Raw genomic sequence first — 23,468 nt, 5'->3', positions numbered from 1 at the left:
CTTATGGTTTAAGAATCAAAACTGATGGAGAATTATTTAGCCAAATACTTTGAGATTCTATTAGTTTTTTCCAGCTTTCTAAACTGATAATCATCAAATCTTGGCTTTCTAAAAACTCTTTCTTCAAGGTTCTGTCATTCATAACCATGATGTGATTTGGGGCAATCTGTTCAATAGAACGAATGGTTTCTTGAATTTCCCTTGTATTTTTCACTTCTCCACCAGCATCTAAAACTGTAATCTGAGAACCGTTATTATTGATTAATTTTTTAGCATAATCAATTAAAAAAGCATCTTCTTTATTAAAAACAGGTATAAAAACCTGATTGACTTCTTCTATATTTTTTTCGATAAAAATTCCAACTGGCATTTTAGCTTTAGCAATAATGTGTCGCGTTCTTTCATCAAATGGATTGTTTTCAAACAAACCTTCTTTTCCTGTAAACTTATCAATCAAACGGTCTGGGTTTACAATTCGGGTTGTAAAGCCAAGAATTTTCCCAAGCAATGTTCCGTCAAAAATAGACTGTCCTAAACCAATTAGCAGTAAATCATATTCGCCTTGATTTGCAGTATCAATAATATCCGAATCAATATCATTAGAAACTTTAAACAAACTCACCACATTCTGATTCAAACGTTGTGATTCTTCAATTACAGGAACCAACATTTTGCGTTCGTGTTCTTTAATATCAAAAGAATGCACTTCTGTACTTAAAGACAAATGCATTGCTGTCACAATAGAATTGTCTCCTTGTTTTTTAACCAAACTATTTGCAATTTGAAGCAATTTTTTACCTCTTTCAGGAGTGGCAAATGAAAGCAGAATCTTATACTTGCTTTTGGTTCCAATTTCTTCCGGAACGGCTGTCGCTTTATCTTTAAAAATAAATCCAATAAAATCTAGTGCTGGACCTGTCATAAAAGTAGTTATCAAAGCCATAATGACCATCATAGTAAAAATCTCTGTAGATAGTACTCCCAAATCATATCCAATATTTAAAACCACCAATTCCATTAGACCTCTAGTATTCATCAAGGCTCCAATAGACAAGCTGTCTTTCCAGTTCTGCCCCATAAATTTCGCCGCCAAAGCACTTCCGAAGAATTTACCCACTACGGCTACCAAAATGATCAAACCTGTAATTTTCCATAATTCAGGATCATTCAATAAACCAATTTGCGTACGCAAACCTGTAAAAACGAAGAACAGCGGTAATAATACAATGATCGAAACGTCTTCAACTTTTTCAATAAATATATTTCTAAATTTATTGTTTTCAGGCATAATTGCTCCTGCCAAGAAAGCTCCAAACAAAGCATGAATTCCGATTAATTCTGATGCATAAGCAGAAATTAAAAGCGTAATAAAGAAAATCGCAACGACAGGTTTATTTAAACTTTCGCGAGTAGCATTTAAGTCTCCTACTCTTTTCAAGAATGGGCGAACAATTTTTAGCATGATAATTACATACAAAATCGCCATTCCTATTACATACAATGAACTTGCAAGCGAACCTGCTTTTACAATCGCGATAACAACAGCCAAAATACACCAAGCCGTAATATCGTCTGCAGCAGCGCAAGTAATGGCAATAGTTCCGAGTTTAGTTTTCTGCATGCCACGTTCTTGAACAATTCTGGCTAAAACAGGGAAAGCAGTAATACTCATGGCAATACCCATAAACAATCCGAAAGAAGAAAATTCTACTCCCATCGGAGCGTAGATTTCATAAATAAAATAAGCCAATGACAATCCTAAGGCAAACGGAATTACAATACTCGCGTGGCTGATAACAACGGCATCGTGCGCTTTATTTTTCAGCACTTTTAAATCCAATTCCATCCCAATAACAAACATAAAAAGAATTAAACCGATTTGGCTTAAAAACTGTAGATTACCTAAAGATTCTTTTGGAAATAACGCAGCTGAAAATTCCGGAAAATACATTCCGACCAAAGATGGTCCTAACACAATTCCAGCAATCATTTCACCAATTACAGAAGGCTGTCCTATTTTTCTAAAAAACCAGCCAAATAATCGTGCGACTAAAATTATGGTAATAATCTGTGCCAATAAAATGGCCAACGGATGCTGTAAATTATCAACCATAGAATGAAGAAAGTCTTTCCAATGATTGCTTTCAACACTTTTCTTTACAATATTGCGTCCCACTTCTAATGAAACACCTTTTGAAATTACCCAATATATCAGTGCTGTAAAACCACCAATAATTGTTACATAGAATAAAGAGTTCTTAATGTTATTCATAACTCGTTCTTTTAATTTATTGCAGCAAATATCAGAACTGAGTTTTAAGTGAAAAAGCAAACTTCCTGCTAATTTTCAATGTATGTAACAAGTCGGAAAAACTTTGTAATAAGTTATAATTTTACCTTTTTCAAAAAATCAGAACGATAGGTTTCGCTTAAGATTAAAGCTATATTTTTGTTATTTTCTTCTAAATGATGAAGCACAATTTCGTTATGGTTAAAAAATTTTATAGACTTTACTGCTACAATTTCTTTTTTATTAATTCTACAAAAATCGGCATCGGGCAATTCCTGCAAAAGCGTATCAAATTTTACGTTTTTTAAATTCAGAAAACTTCCATCAGCAAGCAAAACTGTTTTGTCGCGACTATCGCTTATAGCAGTTGTTATATATTGAATTTTGTTAAAATACAGCAGCGTTTTTCCTCTGTCTGTATTAAGCTGTATGAATTTTTTATCTGAATTTGATTTTTCAAAACGTTCAAAAGCTTTTGCAATTGCTTTTTGCAGACGTTCCAATTTTACTGGTTTTGTAATATAATCTACTGCATCAATATTAAACGCTTCGGCTGCATATTCTTTATAAGCCGTACAGAAAATCACCAATTTGTCTTGCAATTTTTCAGCCAGATGCAATCCGTCAATTCCTGGCATTTCAATATCCGAAATCAGCAGATCAAAATCTAAATCGGGAATATCAGACAAAAGTTTTTCAGGATTATTAAATGTTTTCACGATTTCCAATTCTGGAATTTGTTCGCAAAGCATTTTAAGATAAGTCAATCCCGGAAGCTCATCGTCCAGAAGCAAGCATTTCAGTTTTGTATTCAAGTAAATCAATTTTTAGATGAGCAATATAGACATCGTTTTCTATAAACCTGTCTAGTTTAAAATTATTCTTATAAATAATGCGAAGACGATGTTCAAGCGTAGCGTGCCCAAAACCGCTTCGTTCCTTTTTCAGTACTTTTTTGTCGGAGATTTTATTCGAAACCGTCATAAAAAAAGCATTATTTTTAAACTCAAAAACTACCGAAATAAAAGCATCTGCACTTTGAAGATCCGCATGTTTAAAAGCATTTTCAATTAAATCAATCGAAATTAAAGGCGCCAATAAAGGCTGATCGTACAACTTATCTTCCTGATGAATGTTGGTTTTGACTTTCAATTCAAAAAGTGGACTGATCTTAATTTTATTGATTTCGATTAAATTCATCGCAAAATCAATTTCTTCTTTGGCCGTTACAAATTTCTTTTTGCTTTCGTACAAGATATAATCCAGAACATTGGCCAATTTATCGAGAGCAAAATAAGTCTGATACGCATGCGACTGGATAGAATTTAAAATATTCTTAAACAAATGCGGATTTAGTTTTGATTCTAAATTCTCCAATTGCAAATCGTTCACTTTTACCTCCAACGCATAAAAACTTTTTTCTACATCTTCTTTTGCTTTTTTTGCCTGCATCAATTGATACACCATAAAACAAATAATGACAATTAAAAGCAATAGAATTGCTAAGAAAATAAAAGTGGTTGTGTTGTTTTGCTGCATTTACGTGGTTTTATATTTTGAGTCTAATTCAAGAATAAAATTACTGAATCTGCTTCAATCTGTTGAATCTACGTGAAGCTTTTTCACTAAGAAAACAACTTAATTTAAATTTTCTTAAAATCTAAATTGTTTGCAAATATGGGAAAACCTTACGGTTTACAGATAAAACAAGGCAAAATATAGCCAAAACAACACTATCAAATTTGTGTTAACGTTAAGTAAAATAGAGTGGAATATTTATGATTTCGAGCACTTTTCACTACATTTGCATCCATTTTTAAAGATTTTATGAAAAACGCTGTCCAAGTTGGATTTTGGGAAAAATTAGCCCGAATCATACTTAAAAACCGAATTACGATTCTGGTTATACTTTCTGCTTTAACTCTTTTCTTTGGTTATCAGTGGAAGAATCTTTCCATGACTTATACCGAAGCTAACTTGCTTCCGAAAGATCATATTGCAAATAAAGATTATCAAAAATTCTTAGACAAATTTGGCGAAGAAGGAAACTTAATTGTTATTGGTTTTAAAGATCCTAAATTCTTTACACCAAAAAATTATGCCGCTTGGACCGAATTGATGAACGGTTTGAAAAAAGCCAAAGAAGTTGATTTGGTTATTGCTTTGAATGATTTAAAGAAATTAGAAAAAGATACTGTAAACCAAAAGTTTGTTCTAGCGCCATTTATTGACGAAAGTAAAGCGCTTGATGCGAATTATCTAAAAAGCGTACAATATGATTTGTTTCACAATCTTCCTTTTTACGAAGGTCTTTTGTTTAACAAAGAAAGCGGAAGCGTTCGATCTGCTATTTACATGAACAAAGCCCTAGTAAACACGGCTGAAAGAAAGACTTTTATCTTAAATGATTTAGTTCCGAAAATCGATAAATTCGAAAAAACAACTGGAATCGATCTTAAAGTTTCGGGAATGCCATACATCCGTACAATCAATGCGGATAATATGAAAGGTGAAATTGGACTTTTCATTGGAGCGTCTTTATTGACAGTTTCTTTGATTTTCTTTTTCTTCTTCCGTTCGTTTAGAGCTACATTTATTTCGATCTGTATTTTAATTGTTGGTGTAACTTGGTCGTTTGGTACACTTGGATTATTTGGTTATAAAATCACGATTTTAACAGCAATTATTCCACCGCTGATTATCGTAATCGGAATTACAAACTGTATTTTCTTGATTAACAAGTACCAGCAGGAAATTAAAATTCATAACAATCAGGCAAAAGCTTTACAGCGTGTGATTTCAAAAATCGGTTCTTCTACTTTGATGACCAATTTAACAGCTGCAATTGGTTTTGCAACTTTGATGATTACAGGAAACGAATTGCTTTTTGAATTTGGTTTGGTAACTTCAATCAACGTGCTTTCTGTTTATACATTGACACTTTTTATCGTGCCAATTATTTACAGTTTTATGCCATTGCCAAAAGCAAAACACTTATACCATTTAGACAAAACATACATTTCGACACTTTTAAATACGGTTGCAACTGTAGTAAAAGGTAAAAAGACAATCGTTTATATCATTTACGCGGTACTTTTTGTAGTAAGTTTAAATGGAGTAAGACAAATGAAAGTATCAGGAAGTTTGATTGGTGAAATGCCGAAAAGTGCTTCTTTCTTTAAAGATATTTTATTTTACGAAAAAGAATTCAATGGTGTAATGCCTCTTGAAATCATGATTGACACCAAAAAGAAAAAAGGTGTTATGAAGGCTTCGACAATTCGTAAAATGGACGAATTGCAGAATACTATTTCTGAAATTCCAGAATTGGCAAAACCTGTTTCGGTTGTAAACTTGGTTAAATATGCAAAACAGGCTTTCTACAACGGAAACCCTGAATATTACCAATTGCCAACTTCACAGGAACAGACTTTTATTTTGGGTTATGCTAAAAATGCAACCAAAAACAGTAAAGAAAACTTAATGAAAGCGTATGTGGATTCGACTGGACAATATGCCAGGATTACCACTTTCATGAAAGATATTGGGACAGACGAAATGGCAAAAGTAGAAGGGAAATTGCGCAAAAAAATTGATGAGATTTTCCCTAAAGACCGTTATGAAGTTACGATTACAGGAAAAGCATTAGTTTTCCAAAAAGGAACAACTTATCTGGCGCACAACTTAATCGAATCCTTATTGTTTGCGATTGCAACTATTGCGATTTTGATGCTGTATTTATTCCGTTCGTTCAAAATGGTAGCAGCTTCTTTGATTACAAATATTTTACCGCTTTGCATTACTTCTGGATTAATGGGTTATTTCGGAATTCCACTAAAACCGTCAACGATTCTGGTATTCAGTATCGCTTTTGGAATCTCGGTGGATAATGCGATTCAGTTTATGGCGAAATACAAACATGATCTGATGCAAAATAAAGGAAAAGTGAAAAAATCTGTTTTCAGTGCTTTAAGAGAAACTGGAGTAAGCACATTCTATACTTCTGTAGTTTTGATTTTAGGTTTTGCGACTTTCACTTTATCAAGTTTCAGTGGTACAATCGCTTTAGGAGGATTAATTTCTTGTACTTTGGTTTTTGCCATGTTTGCTAACTTGGTTGTATTGCCATCGCTGGTTTTAACTTTTGAGAAGAAAAAGACAAGAAAAGAGGAATTGGAAAGTTTGGAGAAATAAGAAATGGGATTCATTTTTAAAATTTTATACTTAGCCTATTTTATTTCATTAAATTATACTATTTATAAATTTTTGAATGTAAGTTTTATGGGTAACAGAAAGCAAATATTATACTTTGCAGGAAGTTTCATTCCTTTATTTCTAATCCATAAATATCTTTACATTAAAGAAATGATGAATCTGTTTTGCTTTATATTATTAATCTTTTTTAGCTTATCTCCCATCATAATGTATTTTATGAATAAAGATGTGATGAAATCGATTAAAAGAATGGTTGAAAAAAATCCCGATTTAAACAATTCTAGAAGATATGAATCTTTTAATAAATCTGTTGAATTTCAACAAAGGATGGTTATGCCAATAATGCTGACTCTTTTTCAAACATTAATGATTATTAGTCCCGCATTACAAAAAGCAATTGCAAAATAGCATCAATCTCTTAAATTTTTTTTGAGGAAACTTTTCTTTATTGTTTCTCTTAAACATTAAAGATTATAGGGATGAAACTAAACAGCTTCAAAAATTAATTATTATCGATTATATTTGCAGTTGTTCAAAACGAATATTATTTAATATCAATTATATATAAAAATGAAACACACAAAAGTTAGAGACTTATTAAACAGTACGACGACGTTACAGGAAGTGAATGCAAAAGGTTGGGTGAGAACTTTTAGAAATAATCAGTTCATCGCTTTAAATGACGGTTCTACAATTAATAATATTCAATGTGTTGTTGATTTTGAAAATACACCAGAAGAGACTTTAAAAAGAATCACAACTGGAGCAGCAGTTTCTGTAATTGGAACTTTGGTTGAAAGTAAAGGTGCAGGTCAGAAATACGAAATTCAGGTGAACAAACTTGAAATCCTTGGAGATTCTGACGCTGAGAAATTCCCAATGCAGCCTAAAAAACACTCTTTAGAATTTTTACGTGAAAACGCTCACTTACGTGTACGTACAAATGCTTTTGGTGCGATTATGCGTGTGCGTTCGGTTTTATCTTACGCAGTTCACAGCTATTTTCAGCAAAAAGGTTTCGTATATGTAAACACGCCAATTATTACTGGAGCTGACGCTGAAGGTGCTGGAGAAATGTTCCAAGTTACTTCTTTGCCATTGGATAATCTTCCAAAAAATGAAGAAGGAAACATTGATTTCAAAAAAGATTTCTTTGGAAAACATACCAACTTGACGGTTTCTGGACAATTAGAAGGTGAAACTTTCGCAATGGCTTTGGGGCAAATTTATACTTTTGGACCAACGTTTAGAGCTGAGAATTCAAACACTTCTCGCCACTTGGCAGAATTCTGGATGATCGAGCCTGAAGTTGCTTTCAACGATTTGGATGACAACATGGATTTGGCTGAAGATTTTATTCAGTATGTAATCAAATATGCTTTAGACAACTGTAAAGACGATTTAGCTTTCTTAGAAGGAAGACTTCTTGAAGAAGAAAAATCAAAACCGCAGGCAGAAAGAAGCGAAATGGCTTTGTTAGAAAAATTGAACTTTGTTTTAGAAAACAACTTCAAACGCGTTTCTTATACTGAAGCAATTGATATTTTAAGAGATTCAACTCCAAATAAAAAGAAGAAATTCCAATATTTAATCAACGAATGGGGAGCTGATTTACAGTCAGAACATGAACGTTTCTTAGTTGAAAAACATTTTAAATGTCCGGTAATTTTATATGATTACCCAGCAAACATTAAAGCGTTTTACATGCGTTTGAACGACAACACTGAGCCAGGAAGAGAAACAGTTCGTGCAATGGACATCCTTTTCCCTGGAATTGGAGAAATCGTTGGTGGTTCTGAAAGAGAAGAGCGTTACGACGTTCTGGTTGAGAAAATGGAAAAACTTGGAATTGACAAAGAAGAATTATACTGGTATTTAGACACCAGAAGATTTGGATCAGCAACTCACGCAGGTTTCGGTTTAGGTTTTGAGCGTTTGGTATTGTTTGTAACTGGAATGACAAACATTAGAGATGTAATTCCTTTCCCAAGAACTCCTGGAAGTGCAGAGTTTTAAGAAATATAGTTTTTGCCACAAAGACACAAAGACGCGAAGTTTATTTTTAAACTAACTGAGTTAAGGCTCAAAAAAAAACTAAAATAATACCACGAAGACATAAAACCTCGAAGTATTATTTTAATTCTTTAGTTAAGATTTAAAAACTTAAAAAAAACTTTGTGCCTTAGCGTCTTCGTGGCAAAATCATAAAAAATATGCTCTCTGAAAGAACGGAAGAAATTGGAAAAATAATTGTAAACGCAGCATTCAAAGTTCACAAGCAACTTGGACCTGGATTATTAGAAAGAGTTTATGAAGTTTGTTTAGCTCATGAAATCACAAAAGCCGGTCTTGATGTAAAACGCCAAGTTGATATCCCGATTGTTTATGACGGAATTGAATTTAGCGAAGGCTTAAGATTAGATTTACTGATTGAAGATTCTATTATAATAGAAATAAAAGCAGTTGAACAAATAAATCCAGTTTGGGAAGCACAAATTATAAGTCAGTTAAAATTATTGAATAAAGATTTAGGCTTTTTAATCAATTTCAATGTTCCGTTAATAAAGAGTGGCATCAGAAGATTTATAAATACAAAAAGAGTATTTTAAATTCTCAATAAAATATAGGCAAACAAAAAATTTGTGCCTTAATTTCAAATATTAAAACAAAAACTTTGTGTCTTAGCGCCTTTGTGGCAAAAAAACATAAGTATAAATAAAAAACTTTGTGCCTTCGCGCCTTAGTGGCAAAAAAATAGCGCCTTAACTATGCTAAAGCAATTTTTAAATTTAAAATTATCCCAAAAATTATCTCCACAGCAAATTCAGCTGATGAAGTTAATTCAATTGCCTACGCAAGCTTTTGAACAGCGTTTATTAGAAGAAATGAACGAAAATCCGGCTCTGGAAGCTGGAAAAGAAGACGATTACGAAGCTGATGAATACGCTAATGAAGACTATGACGATTATGATGATGCAGAATCTGACAGAATCGAAGCAGACGACATTAATATTGACGAATATCTAAGCGACGACGATACACCTGATTATAAAACTCAGGTAAATAATTATAGTGATGACGAGGAACGCGAAACGCCATTTGCGGCTCCTATAAGTTTCCATCAGGATTTGATCAATCAGTTGAATACTTTTATTTTGAATGATGAGGAACGCGAAATCGCAGAATTCCTTGTTGGAAGTATTGATGATATGGGTTACATCCGAAGAAGTATTCCAGACATTGTAGACGATATGGCTTTTACTCAGGGAATTTACACTGATGAAGCAATGGTTGAAAAAATGTTGACAGTAATTCACGAACTTGAACCTTCAGGAGTTGGCGCACGTGATTTACAGGAATGTTTATTACTTCAGTTAAAACACAAAACACCAACTGAATATGTTGATTTAGCAATCGACATTATCGAAAATCAGTTTGATGCTTTTACGAAGAAACATTACGATAAGCTTTTACAGAAATACAGCATTTCTAACGAACAGCTTAAAAAAGCAATTCATGAAATTGAAAGATTAAACCCAAAACCGGGTGGTTCTTTTGCTGGAAACAATAAAGTTACAGAAAACATTGTTCCTGATTTTGCCATTAGAATTGTAGATGGCGAATTAGAATTAACCTTAAACGGAAGAAATGCTCCTTCCCTGCACGTTTCTAAAGATTATCAGGAAATGATGCAGACGTATAAAGAATCTCGCGATAAATCGACTGCGCAGAAAGATGCTGTTCAATTTATCAAGCAAAAACTAGATTCTGCTAAATGGTTTATTGATGCAATCAGACAGCGTCAGGAAACTCTTTTTGTAACGATGAATGCGATTATGCATTATCAGGAAGAATATTTCTTGGATGGTGACGAAACCAAACTAAAACCAATGATCTTAAAAGACATTGCAGATATGGTTGGTTTGGATATTTCGACGATTTCGCGTGTGGCAAACAGCAAATATGTTGAAACTCCATATGGAACTAAACTTATTAAGGAATTCTTCTCTGAAGCCATGAAAAATGATCAGGGAGAAGATGTTTCAACTTTAGAAATTAAAAAGATTCTTCAAAATACGATTGAAGAAGAAGATAAAAGAAAACCGCTTCCAGACGATCAACTTGCAGAAATCTTGAAAGAAAAAGGCTATCCAATTGCGAGAAGAACAATTGCAAAATATCGTGAACAATTAGATATTCCGGTAGCAAGAATGAGAAAGAAGATTTAATTTTCAAAAATAAAAAACCCGACAAATTTAAGATCTGTCGGGTTTCTTTTTGTTTTATTTTTATTTGTATTGATCTGGTAAAATCTTTACATCGAACAAAAACACTTTCTTTTTATCGCTATAACTATAATTCAAAGTGTAATCGTTATCTCTAAAAACCTGAAGTCCTGTATTTGCTTTTGCAGTACTTAAAAGACTTTTTCTAATTTCTTCTTGAATTACGCTAACCTCAGCCGTTTCTTTACTTACATTCAGCAATGTTAAATTGTATCGAACTGTTTTTTCTTCATGCAAACTTACACTGTCCAAACGAATTCCTTCCTGAATATTTAAAGGACAGCTTTTATTATATTTTGCAATTAATTCTACTACTTCAGTATTTACTTCATCTTCTTTTTCGCCTAAGTAAAATTGAAAATAAGCTACGAAAGCGACAGCTATTCCAATTAATACTAACAATAAAACAGTCGATTTTCTCATATTTTGTAATGTTTTTGTCATGGCTTATAATAAGTAAAACAATCTATTTTTCGTGATTCTTTTTCATTGCTTTAAAATACGCTGCACGGCTAAGTGGCTCATATTCTTCTGTTTCCCCAAGCATAACCAATTTATCGTTATCAGTTTTTCTAAAACTATAATTTGCTAAATTTCCAGTTCTGGTGCAAACGGCATGAACTTTAGTCACATATTCTGCTGTTGCCATAAGCCCTGGCATTGGCCCAAACGGATTTCCTTTAAAATCCATATCTAATCCTGCAACAATAACGCGGATTCCTTGATTCGCTAAATCATTGCAAACTGTAATAATTTCATCATCAAAAAACTGTGCTTCATCAATACCGATTACATCACATCCTTGAGCTAAAATCAAAATATTAGCTGCTGCAGGAACAGGCGTAGAACGAATTTCGTTGGCATCGTGAGACACCACCATTTCGTCATGATAACGGGTATCAATAGCAGGTTTAAAGATTTCAACTCTTTGTTTGGCAAATTGGGCACGTTTTAATCTTCGGATCAGCTCTTCGGTTTTACCCGAAAACATTGATCCACAAATAACTTCAATCCAACCAAATTGTTCTTTGTGATTTACTGTATTTTCGAGAAACATTTTGTATTTTTCTACCTTTAAAAATGAATAGTTTTTATTACTTTGTACTGGCAATAAATTGATGTAAAAATGTACTGTTTTACATTTTTTCAAAAGTAGAAAATTTTTACCAAACCTTAGATTCGCGAAAGCGTATTAACAGAAATAAAAAATTATCTTTTGAATTTCCTTGAGAATAGAGACATTCAAACATTAAATACACTAAAATACCTTATTCACTATAATTTTCAATAGTTATGAAAAAAAAATTGGAAGCTGATTTAATTAGCATTGCACATCGAATTTTAAAACTTAAAAATAAATCCGATATCAATCAATTGTACCTTGAAACTCAGAAATTATACGAGAAATTAGCGGTATTAAAATTTGTAGAAGAGAATTTCGACACTGCAAAACCAACAATTGGACAAAATAATATTGTAGCCGAATTGGAAACGATTTTTGAAAAAGAAGAAGAGGCTATTCCTGCTATAATTGAACTTGAAGCTCCTGTTGAAGAAAAAGTAATTGCACTTGAAGAATCTTATGAACCTGAAATTTCAGAAGAAAAACCAGCAGAAGTTGTTGAAACTGTTGAACCAATCGTTGAAGTTGAAGAACCAGTAATCGAAGAAACTCCTGAACCAATCACTGCGGAAATTGAAGAGCCAATTATTGAGCAAACTGTTGAACCAATCGCAGCAGAAATTGAAGAGCCAGTTATTGAAGAAATTGTTGAGCCAATTGCTGAAAAGGTAGAAGAAACAGAAAAAGTTACTGATGATCTTTCCTTCACAACGATAAATGAATTGAAACCTATTCCTGATTTCAAACCAGCTTTTGAATTGGAAACTGAACCAATTATCGAGGAGGTTAAAGAAGAACCTAAGAAAGATACTCCTTCACAACCAACTATTCAATTTGAAGATTTCGGAATTAATTATGCCGACGCGCAGTTTGTAAAAGTAGATAGTTTTGAAGCTGTTCCTCCTGTAAAAACTCCTTCTATTAATGATTTCAAAGAAGAGAAAAAAATTGAAACTGCAATTCTTGAAACTCCTGCACAGCCAAAATCGGTAAGTTTGAATGAGAAGTTGGCAAGAGGTTTTCATATTGATTTGAATGACAGAATTGCATTTACTAAAAATCTTTTTGGAAATAGCACAGAAGATTACAGCCGTGTTTTAAATCAATTAATGACTTTTGATTCTTATAGCGAAGCAAAAGATTTTATTGAAGACATGGTAAAACCAGACTACAATAACTGGGAAGGAAAAGACGATTACGCAGAACGTTTTATGGGAATTATTGAAAAGAAATTCTCGTAAAGAAATTTTCACATCTCACATTTTACATTTCACGAATAAACAACTATGTCAAAATTATATATCGTTCCAACGCCAATTGGCAATCTTGAAGACATGACTTTCAGAGCCATTCGGGTTTTGAAAGAAGTCGATTTGATTTTGGCGGAAGACACCCGCACAAGCGGAAAACTTCTAAAGCATTTTGAAATTGGCACGCACATGCACAGCCATCACATGCATAATGAGCACAAAACCACCGAAAATTTAATTGCACGTTTGAAAGCTGGTGAAACCATCGCTTTAATTTCAGACGCCGGAACTCCAGCAATTTCAGATCCGGGGTTTCTATTGACTCGTGCTTGTGTCGAAAATAAAATTGAAGTCGAATGTCTTCCAGGCGCAACGGCTTTTGTTCCCGCACTTGTAAACAGCGGACTTCCAAATGACAAATTTGTTTTTGAAGGTTTTCTGCCTGATAAAAAAGGACGTCAGACTCGCTTTTTGGCTTTAGCCGAAGAAATCCGAACGATGATATTATACGTTTCTCCACACAAACTCGTTAAAACTCTTAGTGAATTTGTTCAGTATTTTGGAGAAGACAGACAAGTTTGCGTTTCGAGAGAATTATCAAAATTACACGAAGAAAATGTACGCGGAACGGCAAAAGAAGTTCTAGCACATTTTGAAAAAACAGCACCGCGAGGAGAAATCGTAGTTGTCGTTGCTGGAAAAACAATAACAAAAGAACCTAAGAAAAGTAAATTTTCTAAGGACGAAGAAGAATAAAAAATAATGTTAGTTCAATTTCATTTGTCACATCGAGCGGAGTCGAGATGCACGTTTGGTTCTCAACTCCGCTCGATGTGACAGTATGAACCAAAAAATATAATTCAAAGAATAAATCATGAGCATTCAAGCCTTTTTAGAAAAAGTAAAACAAACTCCAACGCAAATCACATTTCCTGAGACTATTGCAGTAATTGAAGAAAATTACAATTTTACTCCAACTGCTTTTCAAAACGGAACACAATATAATGCAGTAGGCGAAAATTCAGGTTCTTGCAAATTGTTTTCTTTCGCAAAACTGCAAAATTTAAGTAAAGAAGAAACTTTAGCCTGCTTTGGAGCTTTTTATTTTGAAGAAGTTTTAGGAGATCCAAACGGGACTAACCATCAAAATATTAGAAATTTCATCAACTTAGGTTGGGACGGAATTAAGTTCGAAGGAAATGCTTTAGAAGCAAAATAACATTTGTCAGGCTGAGCGTAGTCGAAGCCTTTTTTTGTACAAAATATTTCGCCACTGATTAAAAAGATTAACACAGATTAATATGAAAGTTGCCACGAATTACACAAATTAGCACGAATTTAATTAGTGAAAATTTGTGTAATTCGTGGCAAAAAAAATAATCTTTTAAATCCTTTTAATCTGTGGCAAAAAAAAAATTACCCATCAGATTAAACGATTTCAAAAATCTGAAGTCTAAAATCTAAAATCTAAACTCAACCATGCGTTGGACATTAAAACCAAAACCTTCTGAAGAAAAAATTAAACATTTGGCACAAGCCTTAAATGTAGAAGATTTTGTAGCAACACTTTTGATTCAGCGTGGTATTGAAACTTTTGAAGAGGCAAAGAATTTCTTTCGTCCGTCTTTAGAACATCTTCACGATCCGTATTTGATGAAAGATATGGATAAAGCCGTTGTGCGAATTGAACGCGCCATTCAAAACGAAGAAAACATTCTAGTTTTTGGCGATTATGATGTAGACGGAACAACAGCGGTTTCTTTGGTTTCATCCTATTTAAAATCACATTATCCTAATATTGCCACTTATATTCCCGATCGTTACGACGAAGGTTACGGAATTTCATATAAAGGAATTGACTACGCAGACGATAATGGAATTTCTTTAATTATTGCTCTCGACTGCGGAATCAAATCTATTGATCATATCGCTTACGCGAAAGCTAAAAACATTGACTTTATTGTTTGCGACCACCACCGTCCAGGAGAATTTCTTCCTGATGCTGTTGCTGTTTTAGATCCAAAAAGAGAAGACTGTTCTTATCCTTACGATGAACTGTGCGGTTGCGGAGTTGGTTTTAAATTGATTCAGGCTTTGGGTCAGAATCGAAATGAAACTATTGAAGATTTAGTTCCGTATTTGGATTTAGTTGCTACTGCAATTGCCGCAGATATTGTTCCGATAACAGGAGAAAATCGAGTATTGGCTTACTTCGGTTTGAAAGTCATCAACAGCGAACCAAGACCTGGAATTAAAGCACTTGTTCATCAGGTAAAAAAGAAAGTTTTAGATATTACCGATGTTGTTTTTATTGTTTCTCCTCGAATTAATGCCGCTGGAAGAATCAAACACGGAAATCATGCCGTTGAATTATTGACTGAATTCAACTTTGAGCAAGCTCAGCAATTTGCTTCGGAAATTGAGCAATACAACGCTGACCGAAAAGATTTAGACAAAAAAATTACCAAAGAAGCTTTTCAGCAAATTTTACAAAATAACGAAGAAGAACGTTTTTCAACAGTTGTTTTTCAGGAAGATTGGCATAAAGGTGTTATCGGAATTGTAGCATCAAGATTAATTGAAACTTATTATCGCCCGACTTTAGTTTTCACCAAAAGCGGAGACAAATATGCAGCTTCTGCCCGATCTGTAAAAGGTTTCGATGTATATAATGCTTTAGATGCGTGTTCAGAACATTTGGAACAATTTGGAGGACATATGTATGCAGCAGGAATGACATTGAAAGCCGAAAACTATCAGCTTTTTAAAGAAGCTTTTGAGAAATGCGTGCAGGAAACCATTCAACCCGAAATGCGAACTCCTGAAATAGAAATTGATGCTGAAATTGATTTTTCAGACATCACCCCAAAGCTAATTCGCATTTTAAAACAATTCGAACCGTTTGGTCCGCAAAATATGACGCCAGTTTTTATGACTAGAGATCTAAAAGATACTGGTTATGCCAAAACTTTAGGCGCAGAAGAAGAGCATTTAAGACTTTTCGTCAAACAATATAACTCCGACGGAATTGCCGCAATTGGCTTTGGACTCGGAAAAAAATTAAACATAGCAAAAAATCAAAATCCGTTTCAGCTGGCTTATACAATTGCCGAAAATGAATGGAACGGTACAATTTCAACTCAGCTTATGCTGAAAGATATTAGAACAGATGGAAGAAATTAAATCCAATAAACCTGATCCGTATCAGGCGCTTCGTTACAGAGAATTCAACGTGTTTTTATTATTGCGTTTTGCGATGGTTTTTGCCTGGTCAATGCAATTTATTGTAATAGAATGGGAAGTTTACAGCTTAACTAAAAACCCGCTTTCTTTAGGAATTATTGGTTTAATGGAAGTTATTCCTGCAGTAGGAATGGCTTTATTTGCCGGACATATTGTCGATCAAAAAGAGAAAAAAGGATTATTGGTAAAATGTATTTTAGGTTTTTCTGTAATCAGTTTTGGATTATTTTTATTGACTTGGCCAAAAGTTGTTGGCGGCTGGTCTTCAAATGTAATTCTATATTCTATTTATGCTTTGGTATTTTTTGGCGGATTGGTTCGTGCTTTTATGGGACCAACTATCTTCTCGCTTTTATCTTTAATTATTCCTAAAAAAGTATATCCAAATGCTGCAACTTGGAGCAGTTCGGTTTGGCAAATTGGAGCTGTAATGGGACCTGCATTGGCAGGATTCTCAATCAACTGGATTGGCGTTCACTGGTCAATGTGTCTTGTTTTCGGATTCTCAATTCTTTCCTTAATCGCCTTATCGCAGATCAGCGCAAAACCAATCATCAATCCAAAAATTGGAGAATCAATTAAAGATAGTCTTACCGAAGGTTTAACTTTTGTATTTAAAAACAAAATTGTTCTTGGCGCATTATCATTAGATATGATCGCAGTACTTTTCGGAGGGGCCGTTGCATTATTGCCAGTTTTCGCCCAAGACATCTTGAAAGTAGGTTCTGAAGGTTTCGGAATTTTAAGAGCTGCACCTGCTGTGGGTGCTTTTATTACAATGATTGTTTCGGCTTATGTGCCTTTATACAAAAATGCAGGAAAAAAACTTTTAATCGCCATATTCGTTTTCGGATTGTCGATCATTTTATTTGGTCTTTCTACTTATTTCTGGCTTTCTGTTTTTGCTTTATTCCTAAGCGGGTTGGCTGATGGAATTTCAGTAGTTATCCGTCAGACGATTTTACAGCTTAAAACTCCAGATCACATGCGCGGGCGTGTTGGTGCTGTAAATTCAATTTTTGTCGGATCTTCTAACGAATTAGGTGCTTTTGAAAGTGGTGCAACTGCTAAGTTGATGGGCGCTGTAACATCAGTTGTTTTTGGCGGAAGCGTTACGCTTTTAACTGTAGTTTTTACTGCATTGAAATCTCCAACCTTTAGAAATTTAGATTTAAAAAGAGATATGGATGAACATCATAAATTGGAGTAAATGAAGCCATTTCTTCTTTCTGTATTTCTTTTATTTTCCTTTTTCGTAAACGGACAAAATCTTTACATTAAAACTTACGGAAACGAAAAGAATAAACCCATTATTTTTATTCACGGCGGACCAAGCGGCAACGCAACATTATTTGAAGGAACAACAGCTCAAAAACTAGCTGAACAAGGTTTTTATGTTATTGCTTATGATCGAAGAGGCGAAGGAAGATCAACAGATTCTAATGCAAAGTTTACTTATGACGAAGCTTTTCAGGATCTGAATTCAATTTATGCAAAATATCATTTAAAGAAAGCTGTTTTACTTGGCCACAGTTTTGGCGGTTTGGTAGCGACACTTTATACCCATAAATATCCAGAGAATGTAAGCGCTTTGGTTTTGGCTGGAGCTTTATTTTCGCAGCAGGAAACTTACGATCATATTCTAAATACATTAAAGAAAAAATACAGTAACGATTCTGAACAGTTGAAAAGAATAAGCATCGTTGAAAACTTAGATAAAAATTCAGCTGAATACAGAAAAGGATGTTATGAACTTGCTGGTGAAAACGGCTTTTTTAAAATGCCAAATCCAACTACAGAATCTAAAAAACTATATGCCGATTATGAAGCTGGTGAATTTTATAAAACTAATATTCGAAATAAAAATGCTCCGCTTCTCTTCTATCAAAACGAAAAACAAAACAACATTGATAGCAGACCTTTTTTAAAGAAAATCAAAACCGCTGGAGTTCCTATTTATGGAATTTACGGAAAAAATGATGGAATTTTTTCATCGGATCAAATCAATTCTATGAAAGTTATAACTGGAAAAAATCACTTCGCTTTCCTTGACAATTGCTCTCATTATTTATTTGTTGACCAGCAAGCAGTATTTATTTCTAAACTACAATATTGGCTGCAATAATCTTTATAAAACGAACTTTATCAAACAACATAACAAACTAATAATCAATAATTAGCAATATTTTTTAGCTTTTTTTTATGTTTTTATTAATCAAGTATTAATACAAACAGAGCGTATCTTTGTGGCCTAAAAAAATTTGCCATGAAAGACATCGAGCAGATATACCGAAACGATTTTGGAATTTCATTTTATTGGAAAGAAGGCAACGAAATTATATCAGATAAAATCCAGTTGCTTTTTAAACAAATGGGCTTTTATTTTTCAGTTCAAGAGTTAAATGAATTTCACGATTTAATTGAAGACTGCGTCACAGACCATAATGATTATGATGCGCGTGGCGTAAAACGCGCCTTCGATAAATTTTTATTGAAAACACCATATGTTGCTATAGATTTAGAAATATCACCAATGGAATTAGATTCTATAAAAGACTTGGTTGACGGTTCATTATTTCGACTTAATCTCAATGAATATATCTATGGTTCGGGTATGAACTAAAGCGTGCTACAAAATATTTTTTTCAAATTTTTATGATTTTTTTATTTAGAATTAATATAAATAATATTTATATTTGTTGAAATAAAAGGATTTACGATGAGAGAAATTGAGCAGATATATCATAATAACTTTGGAATAGCTTTTTACTGGAAAGATCACAATACCACGATTTCAGATAAGGTACAATTGGTTTTTAAAGAAACAGGCTTTTATTTTACAGTTCAAGAGTTAAATCATTTTTGCGATTTGATTGAAGACAGCATGATAGAAAATGCTTGTTGTGAAGCATGCGAAATGAAATATTCCTGCCATAAGTTTTTATTGAAAACACCTTGCAATTCTATAGATCTGGCTGTAAACATGACCGAATTAAAATCAATTAAAGATTTGGTTGAAGGTTCCTTATTTAAAATTGAACTGGATGAATATGTTTATGGAGTTGGCATGAATTAAGAAGCAATCTAAATATTTTAACAGCATTTTTTCATTATTGAAATATATTTTGATTCAATTCAAAAAAAAGTATATTTACAGCAATGAAAAAAGCTGCATTTCTACTTACCTTATTACTTCTGGCAATTCTCTTTGTCAGCTGCAACAACAAATCAGAGGAATATATTGATCCGCGCGGAACCGATTATGCGGGGTCAGAAAGCTGTATACAATGCCATAAAGTGCAATCTGACATGGCATTCAAAAGTTCGCATTTTAAGGCAACTTCTCCAGCAATTCTAGGAAATGTATCAGGCGATTTCGATTCTAAAAATCATACTTTCATTTATGATAAAGAGACCAAATTGGTCATGGAAAAACGTGGAGACAGCTTGTATCAAGTTGTTTATAAAAACGGTAAAGAAACGGCTAAATACAAATTTGAAATTGTTTTTGGAACCAAGCACGCTCAAACTTCAGTTTACTGGAAAGACAATAATACATACGAACTGCCAGTTTCTTTTTATCACTCCATAAACAATTGGGCAACAAGTCCAGGTTTTCCTGCAGACAAACCATATTTTGACCGTATGGTGGTAAAAGATTGTTACTCTTGCCACGCCTCAAATGCCAGTAGTCGAAGCATGAACCAAAATTCTGATGAAAGAAATATGATGTCTATGGATGTTGAAGATATCATTAGAAAAGAAACAATTGTTTACGGAATTGACTGTGAACGATGCCACGGTCCAGCCAAAAAACATGTTGACTTTCATCTTAAAAATCCAAATGTCAAAATTGGCAATAGCATCACAAGTTTTAAAACTTTAAAGAGACAGCAAAGATTAGATGCATGTGCTTTATGTCACGCCGGAAATGACGGAATGAAACTAAAATCCCGTTTTGAATTTAAACCTGGAGATAATTTATCAGAATTCTTTCGTGAAACCAGAAGCATAACAGACACCGCAAACTTTGATGTTCATGGCAATCAATTTCGTTTAATGGCACAAAGCAAATGTTTTATAAAAAGTGATAAAATGGATTGCATTACTTGCCATAATCCGCATGAAAATGCCTCTAAAAACATGGCTTCGTATTCCAAAATCTGTATGAGTTGCCATCAAGGTTTAAAACACAAAGAAACTACTTTAAAAATAATGCCTGAGAAGTTATTGGCCAGCAATTGTGTAGAATGCCACATGCCGAAAAAAGCATCTGGAGCAATTAAGTTTCAGCTTTCAAATAGTAAACAGCTTTCAGAATATATTCTGCGAACGCATAAAATCGGAATTTACCCAACGAGCACAAAATAAAAATTTTGTTTTTCGACTCCGACTTTTGATTAGTTTTTTCCGTATTAATTTACCCTTTTGACTTTCGACTTTTGACTTTCGACTTTTGACTTTCGACTAAACTACTTCTCGAATTTTTTAAGTTCGAATTTCTCACCGTCAAAAACACCATAGGTAAAATATCCGATCCAATCGCCAAGATTGACATATTCCGAGTTTTCTCCAACCGGAATAATCATGGGTAAATGGCGGTGTCCAAAAATGAAATAATTGTAATGTTTGGTTTCTAGTTTTCGTTTGGCATATAAAACAAGCCATTCGTTTTCTTCACCTAAAAACTTCACATCTTCGTCACCAGAAATCAGTTTATTTTTCACTGATAAATATTGAGCTAAACTAACGCCTACATCTGGATGCAACCAACGGAAAAGCCATTTTGAAAACGGATTTGTAAATACCTTTTTCATTCTTTTATAGCCTTTATCACCAGGACCTTTTCCGTCTCCGTGACCAATCAGGAACGTCTTTCCGTTAAAAGTAAATTCTTTGTTATCGTGATAAACCGGAATATTCAATTCGGTTTCAAAATAATCATTCATCCAAAGATCATGATTTCCGACAAAAAAATAAACAGGGATTCCGCTGTCGCGAATTTCTGCCAGCTTGCCTAAAATGCGTACAAAACCTTTTGGAACAACTGTTTTATATTCAAACCAAAAATCAAATAAATCTCCCAATAAAAAAATTGCTTCAGCATCTTCCTTAACCTCATCAAGCCAAGCCACGAATTTCTTTTCACGCGGCAAACTCAATTCTGGAGTTGGCGCACCAAAATGCTGATCTGAGGCAAAATATATTTTTTTCATTTAGAGTTTTAGATTACTAGACTTCTTAGAATTTTAGACTTTTGTCTCTCTGAGCGAAGTCGAAGAGTTTGGAATTTGGAATTTACATTTTTAAATATTGTCGCTTGCGTACCATTCTGCAAAAGAAGATTCTGTTTCCTGAAGTTTTAGTGAGAAAAGAGAAATTCCAGCAGGTAGACGATTTTTAATTCTTTCAGCAAAATCTACCACCATATTTTCGCTAGTTGGCTGATAATCTACTAAGATTACGTGATGTCCACGATTTTTCAATTCATTTGCCAATTCGATATGAGGAGTTGTCTGATTGAAAACAGTTGCATGATCAAATTGATCGACGATTTCTTCTTTTACAATTTTCTTTAGATCAGAAAAGTCAATCACCATTCCGAACTTTACATTCGATCGGTCTGTAATTGGCGAACCAATAACTGTTACCGATAATTTATAACTGTGTCCGTGAACGTTCTTGCATTTTCCGTCGTAACCGTACAAAGCGTGACCGGTTTCGAAACTAAATTGTTTTGTAATTCTGATATTACTCATCGATTTTTATTTTAAGCTTGCAAATTTACAAATTAATTGCCGTTTTTAGCTCTTTTTTTAGCTCTAAGATACATCCACAAAGCAATTCCGCCCAAAACTAGAAACGGAATAAAAGATCCAATGACAACGCCAATTTGATAACCGCTGTCTGGAGCATCTTTAATTTTCTCTGCAATGTCAACTTTTTGCATTAACGAAATAATAGTCATGTTCAATAATTTATGTAGTGAAAATTTGATTTTAAAACATTTTTCAAAGCTATGCTCCTATTTTTCCAAAATCAATGACTTATATCATACCTATTTTTTAAACTGCAACAAAGCATTTTTCGTGAAATCAGACAAAACCAATTTGCCTGTAATAGCAGCACGTTCAAACAAAAGAGATTCCCATTGTTCAGTTCCTTCCCAAATAATCTTTTTCATTTCGTAAAGCGCTTCAGGATTATATGAACTTAGCTTTTTTGCAAAACTTTCGACCTCAGCATCCAAATTTTCAGCTTCGCATAAAACAGAAAAAAGACCTTTTTCAAAAGCCCAATCTGCCGATTTCCATTCATGAGCCGCTAAAGTCATTTCAGTCATTGCTGTTTTTCCTATTTTTCGAGAAACCGCTGGTTCAATTACAAATGGTCCAATTCCGATAGCTAATTCAGATAATTTTATATCACTTTTGGAAGTTGCAAAAACATAATCGCAAGCCGAAATAATTCCGACACCGCCACCAACAGCTTTTCCTTGTACACGTCCGATTATAATTTTATTGCAATTACGCATCGCATTCAGCAAATGTGCAAACCCTGAAAAGAATTCTATACCTTGTTCTTCATTTTCGACTTTCAAAAGTTCATCAAAAGAAGCTCCTGAACAAAACGTTTTTTCTCCTTCGCTTTTTAAGATAATAACCGAAACATTTTCATTTCTACTTAAAGAATTAATTTCAGCAGTAAGGTTATTTAACAATTCACGCGGAAAAGAATTACTTGCAGGATGACCAAATTGCACAATTGCAACAGTATTTTGAAAAGAAGTTTCTAAGCTTCCGTTTGTATTTTCTAGGCTCATAAAAATTACATTTAAAGGTAAAGTTACGCTTTTGAAAATAATTCATCCGAAACTTCTCGAAATTTGTTTTTTGAGAATTAATTGACTTTATTTGTTAACACTTTGGGGGATTAGCTCATTTGGCTAGAGCGTCCCGATGAAAAATCGGGAAGGTGACAGTTCGAATTCTATTTCTCAACAAACGGGGGATTAGCTCATTTTGGCTAGAGCGTCCCGATGAAAAATCGGGAAGGTGACA

Annotated in this window: 22 protein-coding genes and 1 tRNA gene; 14 read left to right on the top strand and 9 right to left on the bottom strand. The window is 33.7% G+C overall.

Going from position 1 to position 23,468, the window contains the following annotated elements; all coding sequences use genetic code 11:
- Position 1: 1 nt before the first annotated feature.
- The 3 genes from JI750_RS06915 to JI750_RS06905 form a co-directional block, all read right to left on the bottom strand.
- Positions 2 to 2,272: a cation:proton antiporter gene (locus JI750_RS06915; RefSeq protein WP_201999562.1), complete on the bottom strand. Its 2,271-nt coding sequence runs from the start codon at positions 2,270 to 2,272 to the stop codon at positions 2 to 4.
- A gap of 113 nt (positions 2,273 to 2,385) precedes the next feature.
- Entirely contained in the window at positions 2,386 to 3,105 is a 720-nt protein-coding gene (locus tag JI750_RS06910) for a LytR/AlgR family response regulator transcription factor (protein ID WP_201999560.1), read from the bottom strand.
- On the bottom strand, positions 3,068 to 3,829 hold the full coding sequence (locus JI750_RS06905; protein ID WP_201999558.1) for a sensor histidine kinase: 762 nt from the start codon (positions 3,827 to 3,829) through the stop codon (positions 3,068 to 3,070). The genes JI750_RS06910 and JI750_RS06905 overlap by 38 nt, the downstream gene beginning before the upstream one ends.
- Before the next feature lie 288 nt (positions 3,830 to 4,117).
- Here JI750_RS06905 and JI750_RS06900 point away from each other — a divergent pair, with 288 nt between their 5' ends.
- From JI750_RS06900 to rpoN, 4 genes are all read left to right on the top strand, one after another.
- Positions 4,118 to 6,484: an efflux RND transporter permease subunit gene (locus JI750_RS06900; RefSeq protein ID WP_201999556.1), complete on the top strand. Its 2,367-nt coding sequence runs from the start codon at positions 4,118 to 4,120 to the stop codon at positions 6,482 to 6,484.
- 591 nt (positions 6,485 to 7,075) lie between these two features.
- Positions 7,076 to 8,521 (top strand): asparagine--tRNA ligase, encoded by a 1,446-nt coding sequence (gene asnS, locus JI750_RS06895; protein ID WP_073410629.1) that lies wholly within the window; start codon positions 7,076 to 7,078, stop codon positions 8,519 to 8,521.
- Between the two features lie 197 nt (positions 8,522 to 8,718).
- Positions 8,719 to 9,114, top strand: coding sequence for a GxxExxY protein (locus JI750_RS06890; RefSeq protein WP_201999554.1), 396 nt, complete (start codon positions 8,719 to 8,721; stop codon positions 9,112 to 9,114).
- 159 nt (positions 9,115 to 9,273) lie between these two features.
- A complete protein-coding gene (gene rpoN / locus JI750_RS06885; protein ID WP_111377432.1) occupies positions 9,274 to 10,734 on the top strand; it encodes an RNA polymerase factor sigma-54 in 1,461 nt (486 codons plus the stop codon).
- A gap of 60 nt (positions 10,735 to 10,794) precedes the next feature.
- On the opposite strand, the gene JI750_RS06880 is transcribed toward rpoN, so the two are convergent.
- The gene (locus JI750_RS06880; RefSeq protein WP_201999552.1) at positions 10,795 to 11,214 is read right to left on the bottom strand and encodes a DUF8479 domain-containing protein; all 420 of its coding nucleotides are present in this window, start codon (positions 11,212 to 11,214) and stop codon (positions 10,795 to 10,797) included.
- A gap of 43 nt (positions 11,215 to 11,257) precedes the next feature.
- Positions 11,258 to 11,848 (bottom strand): thymidine kinase, encoded by a 591-nt coding sequence (locus tag JI750_RS06875; RefSeq protein ID WP_066033411.1) that lies wholly within the window; start codon positions 11,846 to 11,848, stop codon positions 11,258 to 11,260.
- Positions 11,849 to 12,084: 236 nt separating this feature from the next.
- Between JI750_RS06875 and JI750_RS06870 the strand changes: the two genes are divergently transcribed.
- The 9 genes from JI750_RS06870 to JI750_RS06830 all read left to right on the top strand — a co-directional run bounded on the left by JI750_RS06870 (position 12,085) and on the right by JI750_RS06830 (position 20,778).
- On the top strand, positions 12,085 to 13,155 hold the full coding sequence (locus tag JI750_RS06870; protein ID WP_201999550.1) for a DUF8457 domain-containing protein: 1,071 nt from the start codon (positions 12,085 to 12,087) through the stop codon (positions 13,153 to 13,155).
- A gap of 45 nt (positions 13,156 to 13,200) precedes the next feature.
- Complete coding sequence (rsmI, locus tag JI750_RS06865) at positions 13,201 to 13,920, top strand: 16S rRNA (cytidine(1402)-2'-O)-methyltransferase (RefSeq protein ID WP_201999549.1); 720 nt, start codon at positions 13,201 to 13,203, stop codon at positions 13,918 to 13,920.
- Between the two features lie 118 nt (positions 13,921 to 14,038).
- Positions 14,039 to 14,383 (top strand): HopJ type III effector protein, encoded by a 345-nt coding sequence (locus JI750_RS06860; RefSeq protein WP_201999547.1) that lies wholly within the window; start codon positions 14,039 to 14,041, stop codon positions 14,381 to 14,383.
- A 260-nt stretch (positions 14,384 to 14,643) separates the two neighbouring features.
- A complete protein-coding gene (gene recJ / locus JI750_RS06855; protein WP_201999545.1) occupies positions 14,644 to 16,347 on the top strand; it encodes a single-stranded-DNA-specific exonuclease RecJ in 1,704 nt (567 codons plus the stop codon).
- Positions 16,334 to 17,617, top strand: a complete 1,284-nt coding sequence (locus tag JI750_RS06850) for an MFS transporter (protein WP_201999543.1) — start codon at positions 16,334 to 16,336, stop codon at positions 17,615 to 17,617. The genes recJ and JI750_RS06850 overlap by 14 nt, the downstream gene beginning before the upstream one ends.
- Entirely contained in the window at positions 17,618 to 18,532 is a 915-nt protein-coding gene (locus JI750_RS06845) for an alpha/beta hydrolase (RefSeq protein ID WP_201999542.1), read from the top strand.
- A gap of 141 nt (positions 18,533 to 18,673) precedes the next feature.
- Complete coding sequence (locus JI750_RS06840; protein ID WP_201999540.1) at positions 18,674 to 19,030, top strand: hypothetical protein; 357 nt, start codon at positions 18,674 to 18,676, stop codon at positions 19,028 to 19,030.
- A 96-nt stretch (positions 19,031 to 19,126) separates the two neighbouring features.
- The gene (locus JI750_RS06835) at positions 19,127 to 19,483 is read left to right on the top strand and encodes a hypothetical protein (protein ID WP_111425144.1); all 357 of its coding nucleotides are present in this window, start codon (positions 19,127 to 19,129) and stop codon (positions 19,481 to 19,483) included.
- 83 nt (positions 19,484 to 19,566) lie between these two features.
- Entirely contained in the window at positions 19,567 to 20,778 is a 1,212-nt protein-coding gene (locus JI750_RS06830) for a cytochrome c3 family protein (protein WP_201999538.1), read from the top strand.
- A gap of 101 nt (positions 20,779 to 20,879) precedes the next feature.
- Here the strand turns inward: JI750_RS06830 and JI750_RS06825 are convergent, their stop codons facing one another.
- From JI750_RS06825 to JI750_RS06810, 4 genes are all read right to left on the bottom strand, one after another.
- Positions 20,880 to 21,623 carry a UDP-2,3-diacylglucosamine diphosphatase gene (locus JI750_RS06825; RefSeq protein WP_201999536.1) on the bottom strand — a complete coding sequence of 248 codons (744 nt, stop codon included), beginning with the start codon at positions 21,621 to 21,623 and terminating at the stop codon, positions 20,880 to 20,882.
- 90 nt (positions 21,624 to 21,713) lie between these two features.
- A complete protein-coding gene (locus JI750_RS06820) occupies positions 21,714 to 22,166 on the bottom strand; it encodes a 6-pyruvoyl trahydropterin synthase family protein (protein WP_201999534.1) in 453 nt (150 codons plus the stop codon).
- A 32-nt stretch (positions 22,167 to 22,198) separates the two neighbouring features.
- Positions 22,199 to 22,375, bottom strand: a complete 177-nt coding sequence (locus JI750_RS06815; protein ID WP_167511651.1) for a hypothetical protein — start codon at positions 22,373 to 22,375, stop codon at positions 22,199 to 22,201.
- Positions 22,376 to 22,465: 90 nt separating this feature from the next.
- Complete coding sequence (locus tag JI750_RS06810; RefSeq protein ID WP_201999532.1) at positions 22,466 to 23,230, bottom strand: enoyl-CoA hydratase/isomerase family protein; 765 nt, start codon at positions 23,228 to 23,230, stop codon at positions 22,466 to 22,468.
- Positions 23,231 to 23,334: 104 nt separating this feature from the next.
- Here JI750_RS06810 and JI750_RS06805 point away from each other — a divergent pair.
- Positions 23,335 to 23,407, top strand: a tRNA-Phe gene (locus JI750_RS06805).
- Positions 23,408 to 23,468: the final 61 nt, after the last annotated feature.

The sequence above is a fragment of the Flavobacterium tagetis genome, from assembly GCF_016735615.1.
In the GTDB taxonomy this organism is placed as follows: domain Bacteria; phylum Bacteroidota; class Bacteroidia; order Flavobacteriales; family Flavobacteriaceae; genus Flavobacterium; species Flavobacterium tagetis.
Note: the sequence above shows the minus strand (reverse complement) of the source record. Positions and strands in the feature narration are given on the sequence as shown.